The organism is Longispora urticae, from assembly GCF_053902585.1.
The window spans coordinates 1-14,552 of the sequence record NZ_JAQZSH010000053.1; the positions used below are offsets into that span (position 1 = coordinate 1).

Below are 14,552 nucleotides of genomic sequence, written 5' to 3' on the forward strand. Positions count from 1 at the left end.
GCCCCGCGCGCCGCGCGGCGCCCCTCTTTCGCGTACCCGTCAGACGAACTTGACCTTCAGGGTGTCGATCGCGTCCTGGGCGGCGGCCAACGCCGTGGCCGGGGACTCGCCCCGGGCGATCGCCAGGCCGGCCCGATCCCACGAGCTGCGCAGCTCGTGCACCCGGCCGCCGGGCTGGACCAGCATGTCGACCTGGAGCACGCCGGGCTGCTGGCGGGCCTCCTCCAGGCCGTCGACGCTGAGCACCTCGCCGGGCTCGGTGTGCAGGAACCAGATGGCCGCGCCGGCCGGGGCCTCGGCGGGCACCTCCCGGGACGGGGTCTCGCCCCGCATCACCTGGAAGTAGTACTCGACCATGTTGAAGGACCAGGCCTCGCGGATCAGGTCCATGATCATGTCCCCGGGCATCCGGCCCGCGCACTCGACCAGGTAGATCGTGCCGTCGCGGACGATCCACTCGCAGTGCACGAAACCGGTGTCGAACCCGACGGCGTCCATCAGGCGGACCGTCTCGGCGTTCAGGGCGGCCGTGAGCTCGGCGGGGATGTCCGCCGGCACGATGTGCCCGTTCTCCACCGGCTTGGGGCCCGGGATCAACGCCTTGCCGGTGACGTTGGCGAACAGCGGCGCGCCCCCGCGGAGCACCATCTCGACGCTGAACTCCTCGCCCTTGACGTACTCCTCGACGAGCATCCGCAGCGGCATCGCCCGGTCCGGGGTGGCGATCCCCTCGTCCTGGTCGAGGCAGTTCGTCCAGCCGGCGTCGATCTCGGCCGGCTCCGCGAGGATCCGGGTACCGATCGCGGCCTGCCGGTTGGCGGGCTTGAGGATCGCCGGGCCGGGGTGCGCGGCCATGAACGCGCGCACCTCGTCGGGGCCGGCCACGGGCACGGAGGCCGGGTTGGCGATCCCGGCCGCGCGGGCCACGAGCCGGAGCAGTTCCTTGTCCCGGAGCAGGGCGGCCGCGCCGTACGTGGCACCGGCCACCCCGTAGCGCTCGGCGAGCCGGGCGGCGAAGGGCACCGCGTAGTCGACGGCGGGAATGACCATGGACGGGTTCAGGTCACGGTACCGGTGAAAGAACTCGTCCGCGGCGGCGGGCAGATTGAAGTATTCGAATTCGATCGTGTCGGCGACGCAACGGGCGTCCGCGACTTTTGGTGCGGCGTCCTTCTTTCGGAACACGTCAGGCTCGTCGACAAAGATGACGGAGTCGGCCGGCTGGAACGTTTCCATGGTCTTGAGCAGGGCAACCACGAAACCGACCACCACCACGGGGCCAGTACTCATCGGCGGGACCTCCATGTATTCACTACTGTCGTTCTCGGTTCTCGGAAAGAAAACGCGACATAGCAAAATGGAACTCTGCCGGGTCGAATGGTGTCAAGGGTTCTCCCCCAATAGGGAGGCGTTAACGCTCCAAAGTGGGTCCTCGGTGGACAGATGCAATTTAGGGGAGGAGAAGGTTCAGGTCCCCGAATTCATGCCAGAGGTAACCGGCCGCCACCGCCTCCGCGTACGCCCGATCGAGCAGGGCCGTGCCGGAGATCGCGGCGAGCATGTCCAGGTGCGACGCGCGGGGCTCGTGCAGCCCGGTGAGCAGGCCGTCGACCACCCGGACCCCGCGCTCCGGGGTGATGATCAGATCGGTCCAGCCAGCCTTCGCGGTGACCGTGCCGTCGGGGCGAACCGCGCTCTCCAGGGCCCGGACCGCCGTGGTGCCGACCGCCAGTACCCGCCCCGTGGCCTGGTTGACGACCCGGGCGGTGTGCTCGCTGACGGCGAACCGCTCCGGGTACGGCCGCTCGTGCGCCTCCGGCGACGCCACCCCGGTGTGCAGCAGTACCGGGACGATCAGGACACCGGCGGACACCAGCCGGGTGACCAGCTCGTGGGTGAACGGGCGGGCGGCGCTCGGCATCTCCGCGCTGCCGGGTTCGGTGCCGAAGACCGTCTGGTAGGAGGTGAGGGGCCAGGGGCGCGGGACGTAGCCGTACCGGATGGGTTGGCCGTGTTCTTGCAGGTAGTCGGGGACCTGGGTGTCCGTCGTGAGCCCGGTGTCCGTCGTGACGCGGGCGTGCGTCGTGACCCGGGCGTGCCAGAGGCGGCCCCGGGAGTAGGGCGCGGTCAGGGTGACCGTCGCGCCGCCGGGCAGGGCCAGGACGTCGCCGGAGCGGGCCGCGGAGTACTGCGCCAGCCCCCGGCGCAGCTCCACCAGCCACTGGCCGTCGGGCAGCTCGGTGGAGAAGTGCACGGACAGGTCCGAGCCGGGGATCCGCACGGCGGCCGGCATGGTGGCCGAGGTGTTCACCACCAGCACGTCCCCGGGTTCGAGCAGGTCGGGCAGGTCGGTGAACCGGTGGTGGCCGACCTCGCCGGTGGCTCTGCGGCCGACCAGCAGCCGGACCCCGTCGCGGGTCAGGCCACGGGCCTCCGGCGGGTCGTGCGCCTCCAGCTCGGCGGGCAGGACGAAATCCAGGACAGTCACGTCTCACTCCAGATCATCAGAGGGGTGCCGTCGGGGCCGGCGAGATCAAACCCGTAGTGCCCTCGGGGGTACCGGCCGGGGGCGCGCCCGCCCAGGCGGCGGTGTTCGGCGTCGACGGCGGCGCGGGCGGCGAACTCGAAGGCGAGGGGGACGGGGGCGGGCGGGCCGGGCGCCCGGGCCGCCCCGTGGGTCGGGTTCGGCCCGGCAGCCCAGGTCGGGGCGGGCCCGTGCGTCGGGGCCTGTTCGGGTGCCCAGGTCGTGGCCGGCCCCGGGGAGACCAGCTCCACATACGCCGTCCCCGGCACCCGCAGCACCACCCCGCGCTCGCCGTCCCGCTCCCAGCCGTCCACCTCGGTCAGCCCCAGCCCGGTGTAGAACCGGGTGGCCGCGTCGAGGTCCGCCGTCGAGTACGGCAGCCACAGCGCCCTCATGCGAGCCGGACCCGACCCGAGGCCGGCCGGTCGCCGAGCAGCTTCAGGAACGCGGGCACCACGGACGCGGGCTCGGGCCGGTCGCTGATGTCCTCGCCCGGGAACGCGTCCTGGTGCATCCGGGTGCGCAGGTCCCCCGGGTCGACCCACCAGACCCGCACCCCGGGCTCCTCGACGGCCAGCACGGAGCTGAGCAGGTCCAGCGCGGCCTTCGCCGAGCCGTAGCCGCCCCAGCCCTCGTACGGGGTCACTGCGGCGTCGGAGCTGATGTTGACCAGGGTGCCGGCGCGGGCCCGCAGCGTCGGGAGCGCGGCCTGGGCGAGGGCGAGCGGGGCGAGGACGTTGACCTCGTACACCTCGCGGAGTGCGGTGACCGGGGTGGCGGCGACCGGCGGCAGCGGGCTCGGGCCGAGGATGCCGGCATTGTTGACGAGCAGGTCCAGCCCGCCGAGCTCCTCCGAGGCGGCCAGGATCGCCTCCCGGTGCCACGAGTCGGTGACGTCGCCGGGGACGGCCACCGCCGCGCCGGCCGGCAACCGGCGGACCGCCGCGTCGAGGGTGTCGGCGTCCCGGCCGGTCAGGACGAGGCGCCAGCCGGCGTCGGCGAGGCCGGTGGCGAGCGCCAGGCCGAGGCCACGGGAAGCGCCGGTGATGATGGCGACGGACATCGCGTACCTCCTGGGGTTGGTGTGCCTCCGACGCTAGGGCGGCGCGCCGTCCCCGCCATCGGGCTCGGGTCGGCACGGGGCTGGGACTTAAGTCGTAGGTCCGATGCCGGATTCGGCGGGCCGGGCGGGTCGGTACGGTGGGTGCATGGCTGAGCTGGACCGGGCGGAGTTGCGCGAGGTGAGCGCGGCGGTCCTCGCCGTCACCTCGCACCTGTCCGCCCGCGACGTGCTGCAGACGATCGTCACGTCGGCCCGCAGACTCCTCGGCGCGGAGTACGCGGCGCTGGGCGTCCCCGACGCGGCCGGTTCGTTCGCCGAGTTCGTGGTCGACGGGATCACCGACGCGGAGTGGGCGGCGATCGGCCCGCTGCCCCGCCAGCACGGGGTGCTCGGCGTGATGCTGCACGACCCGAAGCCGGTCCTGTTGGACAACATCAAGGACCACCCCGGATTCGAGGGGTACTGGCCGGCGGCGCACCCCGACCTCGCCGCCTTCCTGGGCATGCCGATCACCGACGGCGACGAGATCCTCGGCGGGCTGTACCTGGCCAACAAGCCGGGCGGATTCACGGCCGCCGACTCCGAACTGCTGACCCTGCTCGCCGCGCACGCCGCCATCGCCCTGGTCAACGCCCGGCTGTACGAACGCGGCCGCGAGCTGTCCATCCTGGAGGAGCGCACCCGGATCGCCCGGGAACTGCACGACGCGGTCACCCAGAAACTGTTCAGCCTCCGGCTCACCGCCGACGCGGCCAGCACCCTGCTGGACCGGGACCCGGCCCGCGCCGCCGAACAGCTGGCCACCGTCCGCCAGCTCGCCGCCGAGGCAGTCGACGAACTGCACGCCGTGGTCACCGGCCTGCTCCCCGCCGAACTGGCCGGCGACGGCATGGCCCTCGCGCTGCGCAAACACGTGGAACTCCTCGACCGGGTGCACGACGCCGAGGTCCGGTTCTCCGCCGGGGACCTGCCGCGACTGTCCCCGCCGCAGCAGGAGGCCGTGTTCCGGATCGCCCAGGAGGCGCTGCACAACGCGCTGCGGCACTCCGGGGCCGCCCTGGTCGACGTGGCGCTGTTCGCCCGGGACCGGGTGGTCTACCTGCTGGTCTCCGACAACGGCCGGGGCTTCGATCCCACCGAGGCCGGCCGGGCCACCCGCAGGCTCGGGCTGGCCTCGATGCGGGACCGGGCCCGGGCCGCCGGTGGGAGGTTCACGGTGACGTCGGGGGCCGGCGGCACGACGATCCGGGTGGAGGTGCCCGACGATGGCCGGTGACCGGATTCGGGTCATGATCGTCGATGACCATCCCGTCGTTCGGCAGGGCCTGCGCACCTTCCTCGAGCTCCAGGACGACATCGCCGTCGTGGGCGAGGCCGGCGACGGCGACGAGTGCGTGGCCGTCGCCGAGGACCTGCGGCCCGACGTGATCGTCCTCGACCTGAAGATGCCCGGGGCCGACGGGGTCGCCGCGCTGCGCGGGCTCGGGGAACGGGGCAACCCCGCCCGGGTGCTGGTCATCACCAGTTTCACCGAGCCCTCGGCCGTCCTGCCGGCGATGCGGGCCGGGGCCGCCGGGTACGTGTACAAGAACATCGACCCGCCCGCGCTCGCCGCCGCGATCCGGGCCGTGCACGCCGGGCACGTGCTCCTGCACCCCGATGTGGCACAGCTGCTCGCGCTGGGGGAGCGCCCGGCCCCCGACGCCCGGCTCACCGCCCGGGAGCGGCAGGTCCTGGTGGAACTCGCCCGGGGGCACTCGAACCGGGAGGTGGCCCGGGAGCTCGGGTTGGCGGAGAAGACGGTGAAGACGCACGTCAGCGCGGTGCTGACGAAACTCGGGGTCCAGGACCGCACCCAGGCGGCGCTGTACGCGGTCCGCCACGGGTACCTCGACTAGGCCGGGGCTCGGGCCGGGAGTCGGGTGACCGGATCCCGTGCGGCGCCGGCCGCGTGCGCGGGACAGGTGCGGGGAGCGGCGGTGCCGGGCCGGCGGGTGGGCGCCGCCCGGCGTACCCGTCGAAGGGTCGTGGGTTATGCGCCCGGGGTGACCTTGGCCGCGTCGACGACGAACACCAGGGTCTCGCCGCCCTTGATGCCGCTGTTGCCGTCCGGGCCGTAGCCCTTGTCCGCCGGGATGATCAGGAGCCGCCGGGAGCCCTGCTTCATGCCGATCAGGCCCTCGTTCCAGCCGTCGATCACCCGGGCCTGGCCGACCGGGGCGACCTGGAAGGTCTGGCCGCGGTTCCAGGAGGCGTCGACCTCCTTCTTGTTGGACCAGGTGACGAGGAGGTAGTTCGTGTCCACGGCGTCGCCGGCCTTCACGACCGGGTCGCTGCCCGGGGTGAGGTCCTTCATCAGCAGCATGGTCGGCGGGGAACAGGTGTCCGGGATCGTCACCGTCGGCCGCTTGCCGGGCTCGCCGCCGACCTTCACGTCCTCGGCCGTGCACGCGGCCTTGGAGTCGGCGAGGGAGCCGGTCGACGCCGGGGCGCTGTCGGTGCCGCACGCGGCCGTGGTGAGGGCCGCGAGGGCCAGGACGACTACCGGCAGGGTTCCGCTACGCATGCCAGGAACCCTAGGGCATGGCGGGGCTCCCGGCGACCGGGGAACGGCGCCGTTTCCGGGACGGAGCAGACGCGGGGGTGCGGATCGGTCAGGGCCGCCGGAGTCAGACCACGGAGACCTCGACGCCGCGCCAGAACGCCACCCGGTCGCGGACGTGCTCGGCGGCCTCGAACGGCTCCGGGTAGAACCAGACGGCGTCCGGGTTCGTCTCGCCGCCCGCCGTGATCGAGTAGTAGGACGCGAGGCCCTTCCAGTGGCAGCTGGTGTGCGTGTCGCTGTCGGTGAGGTGCTCCCAGCGCACGGACTCCCGGGGGAAGTAGTGGTTGCTCTCCACGACCACGGTGTCGTCGGACTCCGCGATGACCGTGCCGTTCCATGTCGCCCGCATGACCATGCCATCGACTGTACCCACGCCGCGGCACCCCGACCACGATCCACAATCCGGACATGTTCCTCTTGTGGGCATGACCTACACAGTGGCCCTGGGCAGTGCCGCGTTCCGCGCGGACTACGGCGTGCGGTACTCCTACCTCGCCGGCGCGCTGCCCTCGGCGGTGACCTCCGTGGACCTGTGCCTCCGACTCGGCAAGGCCGGGCTGCTCGGTTTCTACGGCGCCGAGCACATGCCCCTGGCGGCGGTGGTCGCCGCGCTGGACGAGCTGCGGGACACGCCGTTCGGGATGGAACTGCCGGCCGGGCGCGAGTCCGAGCTGGTGGACCGCTATCTCGACGCCGGGGTGCGGTGCGTCGACGCGACGGGCTATACGGAACCAACCCCGGATCTTCTGCGGTACCGGTTCTCCGCCGGCCCCCGCCAGCTCCTCGTCAACGTGGCGTCCCCGGCGGCGGCGCTGCCGTTCCTGCTGCCCCCGGAGTCGGCCGCCTGGACCGGCCCCGACCCGGAGTCGGCCGCCTGGGCCGGCCCCGACCCGGCGCCGCGGCCCGGGTCCGTCGCACCGGGCCTGCCCGTGGCCACCGACATCGCCGTGCTCGGCGGCAACGTCGCCCACCTGCTCGCCCTCGTCCGGCTGCGCGACCGCCTCGGCTCCCCGACCCGGATCGGCTACGGCGGCGGCCTCGGTACCCGGGAGGGCGTCGCGGCCGCGTTCGTGCTCGGCGCGGACTTCGTGGTCGCCGGTTCTGTGAACCACCCCACTCCCGAGGCCGGTGCGACCGACGAGGTCCGGGACGCGCTCGCGGCCCTCGACGTGGCCACGGGTTCCCCGGTGGGGGCGTTCAACCACGACGTCCGGGGTACCCCGCTGGCCGACTGGCGGGCGCGGCACGTGGACGTCGTGGCGGAGTACCTGATGGCCGGAGCGGCGGAAATCCTGAGCGGGTCCAGATAGGATTCCTGGCGCACGCCGCGCCCGCCCTCCTGGAGGACACATGTCTCAGCCCCGCGTCGCACTACTCGCGTTCTGTGTCGCGACGGCGGCCCTCGTCGTCCCGACCCCCGCGCACGCCGCCCCCGGGTCGGCACACAAGGTCACCGTGCTGCGCGGGGCCGACCAGCCGAAGCCGCACTCGGTGACCGGGCCGGCCGGGCAGCACCCGGTGGCCCAGCCCGCGGGCGGTCAGGCGGCGGCGGCCGCGTCGGGGGGCGGCTGTGTGAACGTCTCCGACGCCCGGCCGTGCGTCAGCTACCGGTCGAAGGCGCTGTGGGGTGACTTCTACCTCAACTCGCGGACCCGGGGGCAGTGCAAGGCCAACGTGTTCATCTTCGTGAACGGCCAGCCCCGGTACCAGTACACGGTCGACACGTACAGCCTCGGGCACTACCCGCTCGACAGTGAGCCGGTGTCGGGCTCCGGGCGCGGGTACACGAGCGTGGACTTCCTGGACTGCAGCGGCCGGTGGATCTTCACGGCGAACAGCCCGGACCAGTACTGGCCGTAGGCCCCCGACCCACCGGGCGGGGCCGATCCCGGGCGCGGCTCGACCCGGCCCGGGGTGCGGCCTACGGCAGCTGGCCGGCCCGGTCCACCACGGCCACCCGCACGAACGCCACCGGCCGCAGCATGCGCATGTCCATCGTGCCGTCGACCGGGCGCTGCTGCCAGCCCCGGAGCGCGTACGTCGCCGGGTCGAAGAGCAGCTCGTAACGGGTGCCGCGGTCGGTGCGGGCCACGGCGACCCCGAGCCGGCCGGCCGCGTCGGCGACGTCGCGGACGACCTGCACCCCGGGGATGGTCGCGACGGCGGTGAACAGGGCGGCCCGGGCGGCGGGGGCCACGTAGCCCCCGGTGAGCAGGGCCCCGACCGCGGCGAACGCCTGCTGGTCGCGGTCGTCGCCCTCGGTGTCCTGGTACAGCTTCGCGCGGGCCCGGACCGGGTCGACCGGGACCTCCGCGAGGTAGCCCGGCTCCGGCGTGCACGGCCTGGTCCGGTCCGTCGACAGGGCGCCACCCTGCTCCCACTCGGCGGCCCGGCCGTCGCGGCAGCCGGGCAGCGGGTGCTCGGCGGCGCCGGTCCGGTCGGGCAGACCCGAGGAGACCAGGCCGTCGCGGGTACCGTCGACCGACAGCCAGGTCCGGACCGTGGTCTGGCCGGGCTCGCCCTCCTTCGGGTACCAGGTGACCGACTCCACGTACACGTACTGGTCAGGTCGGGCGGTCAGTTCCGGGTCCTGGCGGGCCGAGTCCGCCGCCCCGTGCAGCACGACGCCCGCCTCGGCGTTCGCCACCGGGGGCAGGCCGCCGACCGTGGAGGTCTGGACCACGAACATGCCCGCCGCGATCACGGCCGCCAGCCCGCCGACCAGGGCGAACCGCCAGCCGAACCGGCGCGGGCCGAACCCGGGCCGCAGGCCGGACAGCGCGTCGCCGAGGGCCTGCGCGCGCGCCCCCCACCAGCCCCTGCGGCGCGGAGCCGGCTGGGCCGTGGCCCGGAGCACCCGTTCGCGCAGCCGGGGCGGTGGCGTGTGGCTGGGCGGGTCCAGGAGGTCGCCGAGATCCTGGAGCATGTCCTGCTCGTTCACCCTCGCTCCTCGCTGGTGCTCATCGGATTGCTGTTCCCCAGTGCGTACCTCACCCGGCGGCGGGCCCGGTTCAACCGGGAGCGGACGGTGCCGATCGGGATGTTCAGCGCCCTGGCCGTCTCCTCGTAGGTCAGGTCGCCCCAGGCGATCAGCAACAGGACGTGCCGGTCGCCGGCGGACAACCGGGCCAGCGCGGCGGCCAGCTCCCCGCGCAGGGCGGTCGCGGCCACGTCCGCCACGACCCGCAGCGCCGGATCCTCCTCCTCGGCCGAGGTGAACGCCCGCGACATCGCCCGGTAGCGGGCCTTCTCCTGGCGGAGGTGCCGGGCGATCTCCCTGGTCAGGATCCCGAACAGCCAGGCGCGCGCGTCGGGGCAGGCCAGGTCGTAGCTGTCGCGGCGGCGGAACGCGGCCACGAACGTGTCGGCCACGATGTCCTCGACGACGCCGGGGCCGACCCGCCGGTACGCATACCGGTAGAGCTGGTCGGCGTGCCGGTCGTAGAGGGCCGCGAACTGTTCGGAGTCCCGCAGGGAGACCTCGATCATCTGCGCGTCGGTGCACTCGGAGGACGCGACGCCGTTCACCCCTGGATCCCCGGGGGGCGGGTGCGGATCACTGGGGCCTCCTGTGGACACCGGTCTAGTTAACCGTGTCTCTCCACAAGAGGCGAGATTGGTTCACGGGAGTTGGTGCCCTTATGGGAGTGCCCCAGCGGAGCTGCTGGTCAGGGCACATATCCGGCAAAAAGTAGTTCAAAAACTACTTTCCGTGACTATGGGGGTACCGGGGCTCCGCGCGCCGCGTACCCGTCCGGTCCGTGGCCCTGGGACGCGGAACGCCGGGCCACCCCGTGGACTGGGGTGACCCGGCGGTCGTGCGTCTGTGGGCTCAGGCGGCCGCGCGGGCCGCCTTCTTCGCGTTGAGCGCGTCGCGCTTCTCCGTGAACCGGCTCGCCTGGCCGTCCAGGGTCGCCATGAACGCGGCGAGCTGCTCGCGGGCCTTCTCGCCGTCGCCGGCCAGGCCGGTACGGTCGAACGCGCGCACGTTGCGCAGCACCGGGATGACCACCTCGTCGTGGTGGATCCGCAGGTCGTAGATGCCGGCCATCGCGATCTGCACCGACTTGCGGCCGAAGTTCTCGATGCCGTTGCCGGGCATCTGGAACGAGCTGACCACGTCGTAGACGGCGCGCATCGCCACGTCCGGCGCGAGGTCGAACGTCGCGTTGAGCAGGTTGCGGTAGAACACCATGTGCAGGTTCTCGTCCAGGGCGATCCGGGCGAGCAGCTGCTCACAGATCGGGTCGCCGCTGATCTTGCCCGTGTTGCGGTGCGCGACCCGGGTGGCGAGCTCCTGGAACGAGACGTAGGCGATCGAGTGGATCGCGGTGTCGTCGTAGGTGTTGATGAACGGGGTGGACATGTGCACCATCCGCGCCCGCTCCAGGGCGATCGGGTCCACCGCGCGCGTCGCGAGCAGGTAGTCCCGGATGGCGATGCCGTGCCGGCCCTCTTCCGCCGTCCACCGGTGCACCCAGGTGCCCCACGCGCCGTCGCGGCCGAACAGGGTCGCGATCTCGTGGTGGTAGCTGGGCAGGTTGTCCTCGGTCAGGAGGTTGACGACCAGCGAGGTCCGCGCGATCTCGGAGAGCTGGGACTGTTCGACGTCCCACGCCGTCCCTCCGAGCACCCCGTCGAAGTCGGTGCCCTGACTCCACGGCACGTACTCGTGCGGAAACCACTCCTTGGCTGTCGCGAAGTGGCGGTTGAGGTTCGTCTCAACGACCGGCTCCAGCTCCTTCAAAAGGACCGTGGACGAGGGGGACTCGGCGGTCACAGTGGCCTCCACGTGCTTGTCAGGTACCTACGGTAGCGTAGGTTACGGTATCGTAGGTTCGCTGGTATCGGTAGTGGGGGTGGGGGCTGTGCCGCCCAGATGTGCCGGAAGCCACCATGAATCCCCGGGGCCGGCGGGCGAATCCGGATAGTCGCGCTGCGCGCGGTCGAGAAGAGCCGACATCCGTGCTCTGAGCTCAGCGTTCGTCTCATTCTGGTCAGCTCGTCGTTCGATCCGCCACGGCTCACCGACGATGATCGTGATCGGGGTGTGCCGCCTGGTCAGCGTGCGCGGCCGGCCCTTCGTCCACAGCCGCTGGGTGCCCCACAGGGCCACCGGGATCAACGGTACTCCGGCTCCCGCCGCCAGCCGGGCCGCTCCGCTCTTCGTCTCCTTCACCGTGAAGCTCTGGCTGATCGTCGCCTCGGGGAAGATGCCCACGACCTCGCCGGCCTTCAACGCCGACAGCGCCGCCTTGTACGAACCGATCCCGAACTCCCGGTCGACCGGAATGTGGTGCATACCGCGCATCAGGGGACCGCCGATGGAGTGCTCGAAGATCTCCTGTTTCGCCATGAAACGCACCAGTCGGCGGGACTCGTTCGCGCCCAGGCCGGCGAAGATGAAGTCCAGGTAGCTGACGTGGTTGCTGGCCAGTACCGCACCGCCCTCGCGGGGGACGTTCTCGGCGCCGATGACCGTGATCCTCATGTCCAGCGCGCGGAACAGGAGCTTGGCTGCGGCGATGACCGGTGGGTACACGTAGTCCGACATGGCGTTACCGTAGCGGGCCGGGGTGGACGGGATCGAGATGGACCACCGCCGCGAGGCCGTCCACGGCGAGGGTGGCCGGTCGGTCGGTGAGCAGGGCGGCGTCGTAGCGCCCCAGGGAGGCCGTGGCGGGGTCCGTGGGGGCCGTGGAGAGCTCCGCGTGGCCGGAGAGCACCACGACCAGCACGGCCGGTCCGTCCAGCGCCACGGTGTCCCTGACCAGTTCCACCCGGGCGGTCGTGCGGCCCCGTCGGGTCATCACGTTGAAATCGACGATCGGCCCGTCGAGGAGTACGCAGTCGGTGGCGGCGTCGCCGGGGAACGCGAACGGCCCGTACCCCCCGGTGACCGTCGTCGGGACCCCGTCGACCGTGAGGGTCATCCCCGCCCCGGCCACGACGGTGATGATCCGGTCGATCCCGGCGAACGCCGAGAACGGGCCGCTCGCGGCCACGTCGGCGAGGCTGACCCGCCAGTCGAACCCGGACAGGCCCGCGCCGGGCGGGCCGGCCGCGACCTCGCGGGTCACGCCCCCGCCGTTGAGCCAGGGGGTGGGGACGCGGTCGGCGGCGCGCAGGATCTGCATCCCCCGAGTGTGCCGGGTCGGGTGGGGACGCCTGCTCCGGCGTCCCCGCGACGTGCGGGTCGGGCCCCGTGTCCCCGCTGGGGTGCGGGTCGGGCCCGGTGTCCCCTGGGGTGCCGGTCAGGCCCGGTGTCCCAGGGGGTGCGGGTCGGGCCCGGTGTCCCGTGGGGTGTGGGTCAGGAGATCCGCAGGACCCGCACGTGCCGCTCGCCGTCGATCACCGCCACGGTGTCACCCGAGATCGCGGCACCCTTGATCTGTTCCTTGCCGACCGGTTGCGACTTCGTCACCTTGGTCGAGCCGACGTCGCCGACGCCCACCACCCAGCTCGAGGACTCGAACTTCTGGAACACGTAGCGCTGGGCGCTGGCGGCCCGGATCACGATGAACTTGCCGACATCTTTGGCGCTCTTCTCGCCCTTCTCGGGATCGATCAGCACCCCGTCGCTGACGTAACCGAAGGTCAGCGAGCCGCACAGCGCCTTCCCGCCGAGCGCCAGGCAGCCTAGGCTCGACGAACTGCCCGAATCGAAGTCCTTCGACCACGCCTTCACCCCGTCGGTGGTCTGGAAGGCGGTCAGCGTGCTGCCGGACTGGCCGGAGTTCTGGATCGGGACGCAGACCAGGGCCGGACCGCACGGACTCACCAGACCGAACGACGTGCCCTCCGGGTACGGGGCCTCCCAGGCCTTCGACAGGTCCGCCACCTTGTACGCCACGAGCGTCGCCGTGCCGGCCTGCCTCCCGATGAACAGCCCGTTGAACACCGTCCAGTCCCGGGTCTCCACCGCGATCGGCTTGACGACCTTGTCCTTGCCGTCCGCGTCGATCACGTGGATCTTGCCCTTGGGCTCGTCCACCATCACGAACTCGGGCTGCGCGCCCAGCGACTCGGCGTACTCCGTGTGGGCGGCGGTGACGCCCTCGGCCCCCGGGCCCCAGACGCGGTTGGCGAACGCGAGCCGCATGTCGTTGATCAGCAGGTCCTTGCCCGGCTGCGGGCGGGTCCACCGGTCGTTCCCGGTCTTCAGGTCCACCCGGGTCAGGGCCGGGTTCATGTCGCCGGTCTTCTCGACGATGACGTCCGACCCGATGTACGCCAGGTCGCGCCGGCCCGTCCACGGCTTCTTGTCCCACAGCACCTTGCCGTCGGCCGCGTTGATGCCCGACCGGGTCTCGCGGCCCCCGACGAGGACCACCCCGCCGACCACGTTGATCGAGATGTCGGACTCGGCCATCTTCACGGACTGCTTCCACAGTTCCGCGCCGCCCTTCACGGGCAGGGCCACGACGTCGGTGCCGCCGGCCTTCACCGAGGCGTAGTACGCGACGTCGCCCGACACCACGACCGCCGCGTCGCCCGTGTTGACCAGCGCGACGTTCTGGGTCTGGTCCAGCTTGCCCGAGGTGCCGCCGAGGTCCGAGCCCAGGCCGTTGGCGGCGGAGTCGGCTTTCTTGCCGATGGCCCTGATCAGGCTCTGCGCCGGCCCGAAGCCGGAGTACGCCGCGACCACGATGATGATCACGGCCGGCAGCAGGAAGCGGAGCAGGAACTTGCCCGCGTTGCGCGGCCGGATGGGGGGGACGTAGGTGAGCGGTTCCGGCTTGGTGCCCTGGCCGGGCGGGGGCAGCGGGTGGCCGCCGGTGCGCGGGCCGGGGATCTGGCCCGGGTGCGGCTGGGACCCGGTGACCGGGGGCGCGGAGACCTGGCCCGGATAGCCCGGCATGGCCGAGCCGGTGCCCGGCGGGGGAGCGGGGACGGAACCGGTCGCGGGCTGGCCGTAGGGGACCTGGCCCGTCGCGGGCTGGCCCGGGTAGCCGGGAGCGGGGTAGCCGCCGGGCGGGGTGCCCGGGGCGGAGTAGCCGCCGGGGTAGCCGACCGGGGTCGCCGCGCCGGGTCCCGAGTAGGGCGGGGTCGCGCCGGGGCCGCCCGGGTAGGGCTGGCCTCCGGTCGGGGGGCCGGAGGTCGGCGGCCCCGAGATCGGCGGGGCGGAGATCGGCGGGGCCGACATCGGGTTGGCCGCCATCTGGGCGTCGGTGGTGTCCGCGCAGAGTAGGCCGCCGTGTGCGACGGGGAGTTCCGGCTGTTCGGGGACCATCGGGGCGACGCCGAAGCGGGCGTGCAGGCGGCTGGCGACCAGCGGGATGCGGCTGGAGCCGCCGACGAGGAAGATCCCGGCCAGGGCGCCGGGGCCGYCCCCGGCGCGTTGGCAGTGCCCGGCGGGG

The 14,552-nt window shown here is 72.7% G+C and carries 16 protein-coding genes; 4 read left to right on the forward strand and 12 right to left on the reverse strand.

Going from position 1 to position 14,552, the window contains the following annotated elements; translation table 11 throughout:
• Positions 1–39: 39 nt before the first annotated feature.
• The 4 genes from PT931_RS34240 to PT931_RS34255 all read right to left on the reverse strand — a co-directional run bounded on the left by PT931_RS34240 (position 40) and on the right by PT931_RS34255 (position 3,587).
• Positions 40–1,290, reverse strand: a complete 1,251-nt coding sequence (locus PT931_RS34240) for an ATP-grasp domain-containing protein (RefSeq protein ID WP_456249870.1) — start codon at positions 1,288–1,290, stop codon at positions 40–42.
• 160 nt (positions 1,291–1,450) lie between these two features.
• Entirely contained in the window at positions 1,451–2,488 is a 1,038-nt protein-coding gene (locus tag PT931_RS34245) for an S-adenosylmethionine:tRNA ribosyltransferase-isomerase (RefSeq protein ID WP_456249871.1), read from the reverse strand.
• Entirely contained in the window at positions 2,485–2,919 is a 435-nt protein-coding gene (locus PT931_RS34250) for a VOC family protein (protein ID WP_456249872.1), read from the reverse strand. Before PT931_RS34250 ends, PT931_RS34245 begins: the two co-directional genes overlap by 4 nt.
• Entirely contained in the window at positions 2,916–3,587 is a 672-nt protein-coding gene (locus PT931_RS34255) for an SDR family NAD(P)-dependent oxidoreductase (protein WP_456249873.1), read from the reverse strand. The genes PT931_RS34250 and PT931_RS34255 overlap by 4 nt, the downstream gene beginning before the upstream one ends.
• A gap of 145 nt (positions 3,588–3,732) precedes the next feature.
• Between PT931_RS34255 and PT931_RS34260 the strand changes: the two genes are divergently transcribed.
• Together PT931_RS34260 and PT931_RS34265 are read left to right on the forward strand one after the other, a co-directional pair.
• Positions 3,733–4,863, forward strand: coding sequence for a GAF domain-containing sensor histidine kinase (locus tag PT931_RS34260; RefSeq protein WP_456249874.1), 1,131 nt, complete (start codon positions 3,733–3,735; stop codon positions 4,861–4,863).
• A 13-nt stretch (positions 4,864–4,876) separates the two neighbouring features.
• Complete coding sequence (locus tag PT931_RS34265; protein ID WP_456249875.1) at positions 4,877–5,485, forward strand: response regulator; 609 nt, start codon at positions 4,877–4,879, stop codon at positions 5,483–5,485.
• A 134-nt stretch (positions 5,486–5,619) separates the two neighbouring features.
• Here PT931_RS34265 and PT931_RS34270 read toward each other — a convergent pair whose 3' ends face one another.
• Together PT931_RS34270 and PT931_RS34275 are read right to left on the reverse strand one after the other, a co-directional pair.
• A complete protein-coding gene (locus PT931_RS34270; protein ID WP_456249876.1) occupies positions 5,620–6,153 on the reverse strand; it encodes an FKBP-type peptidyl-prolyl cis-trans isomerase in 534 nt (177 codons plus the stop codon).
• A gap of 103 nt (positions 6,154–6,256) precedes the next feature.
• A complete protein-coding gene (locus tag PT931_RS34275; RefSeq protein ID WP_456249884.1) occupies positions 6,257–6,541 on the reverse strand; it encodes a DUF427 domain-containing protein in 285 nt (94 codons plus the stop codon).
• A 76-nt stretch (positions 6,542–6,617) separates the two neighbouring features.
• On the opposite strand from PT931_RS34275, the gene PT931_RS34280 reads away from it, so the two are divergent.
• Entirely contained in the window at positions 6,618–7,502 is an 885-nt protein-coding gene (locus PT931_RS34280) for a hypothetical protein (RefSeq protein ID WP_456249877.1), read from the forward strand.
• Positions 7,503–7,542: 40 nt separating this feature from the next.
• Positions 7,543–8,052, forward strand: a complete 510-nt coding sequence (locus PT931_RS34285) for a hypothetical protein (RefSeq protein WP_456249878.1) — start codon at positions 7,543–7,545, stop codon at positions 8,050–8,052.
• A 61-nt stretch (positions 8,053–8,113) separates the two neighbouring features.
• On the opposite strand, the gene PT931_RS34290 is transcribed toward PT931_RS34285, so the two are convergent.
• The 6 genes from PT931_RS34290 to PT931_RS34315 form a co-directional block, all read right to left on the reverse strand.
• Positions 8,114–9,133 (reverse strand): CU044_5270 family protein, encoded by a 1,020-nt coding sequence (locus PT931_RS34290; RefSeq protein ID WP_456249879.1) that lies wholly within the window; start codon positions 9,131–9,133, stop codon positions 8,114–8,116.
• A complete protein-coding gene (locus tag PT931_RS34295; RefSeq protein ID WP_363728930.1) occupies positions 9,130–9,720 on the reverse strand; it encodes an RNA polymerase sigma factor in 591 nt (196 codons plus the stop codon). Before PT931_RS34295 ends, PT931_RS34290 begins: the two co-directional genes overlap by 4 nt.
• A 304-nt stretch (positions 9,721–10,024) precedes the next feature.
• Complete coding sequence (locus tag PT931_RS34300; protein ID WP_456249880.1) at positions 10,025–10,972, reverse strand: acyl-ACP desaturase; 948 nt, start codon at positions 10,970–10,972, stop codon at positions 10,025–10,027.
• A 42-nt stretch (positions 10,973–11,014) separates the two neighbouring features.
• A complete protein-coding gene (locus tag PT931_RS34305; RefSeq protein ID WP_456249881.1) occupies positions 11,015–11,746 on the reverse strand; it encodes a lysophospholipid acyltransferase family protein in 732 nt (243 codons plus the stop codon).
• A 4-nt stretch (positions 11,747–11,750) separates the two neighbouring features.
• Positions 11,751–12,329 (reverse strand): HutD/Ves family protein, encoded by a 579-nt coding sequence (locus PT931_RS34310; RefSeq protein WP_456249882.1) that lies wholly within the window; start codon positions 12,327–12,329, stop codon positions 11,751–11,753.
• 173 nt (positions 12,330–12,502) lie between these two features.
• Positions 12,503–14,552 (reverse strand): outer membrane protein assembly factor BamB family protein (locus tag PT931_RS34315; protein WP_456249883.1); only part of this gene is annotated, 2,050 nt, incomplete at its 5' end.

Coding starts and splice junctions, on each gene's coding strand:
- PT931_RS34275 (WP_456249884.1), bottom strand. CDS start 6,541: ATGCGGGCGACATGGAACGGCACGGTCATCGCGGAGTCCGACGACACC.
- PT931_RS34285 (WP_456249878.1), top strand. CDS start 7,543: ATGTCTCAGCCCCGCGTCGCACTACTCGCGTTCTGTGTCGCGACGGCG.
- PT931_RS34265 (WP_456249875.1), top strand. CDS start 4,877: ATGATCGTCGATGACCATCCCGTCGTTCGGCAGGGCCTGCGCACCTTC.
- PT931_RS34305 (WP_456249881.1), bottom strand. CDS start 11,746: ATGTCGGACTACGTGTACCCACCGGTCATCGCCGCAGCCAAGCTCCTG.
- PT931_RS34270 (WP_456249876.1), bottom strand. CDS start 6,153: ATGCGTAGCGGAACCCTGCCGGTAGTCGTCCTGGCCCTCGCGGCCCTC.
- PT931_RS34310 (WP_456249882.1), bottom strand. CDS start 12,329: ATGCAGATCCTGCGCGCCGCCGACCGCGTCCCCACCCCCTGGCTCAAC.
- PT931_RS34250 (WP_456249872.1), bottom strand. CDS start 2,919: ATGAGGGCGCTGTGGCTGCCGTACTCGACGGCGGACCTCGACGCGGCC.
- PT931_RS34255 (WP_456249873.1), bottom strand. CDS start 3,587: ATGTCCGTCGCCATCATCACCGGCGCTTCCCGTGGCCTCGGCCTGGCG.
- PT931_RS34240 (WP_456249870.1), bottom strand. CDS start 1,290: ATGAGTACTGGCCCCGTGGTGGTGGTCGGTTTCGTGGTTGCCCTGCTC.
- PT931_RS34280 (WP_456249877.1), top strand. CDS start 6,618: ATGACCTACACAGTGGCCCTGGGCAGTGCCGCGTTCCGCGCGGACTAC.
- PT931_RS34260 (WP_456249874.1), top strand. CDS start 3,733: ATGGCTGAGCTGGACCGGGCGGAGTTGCGCGAGGTGAGCGCGGCGGTC.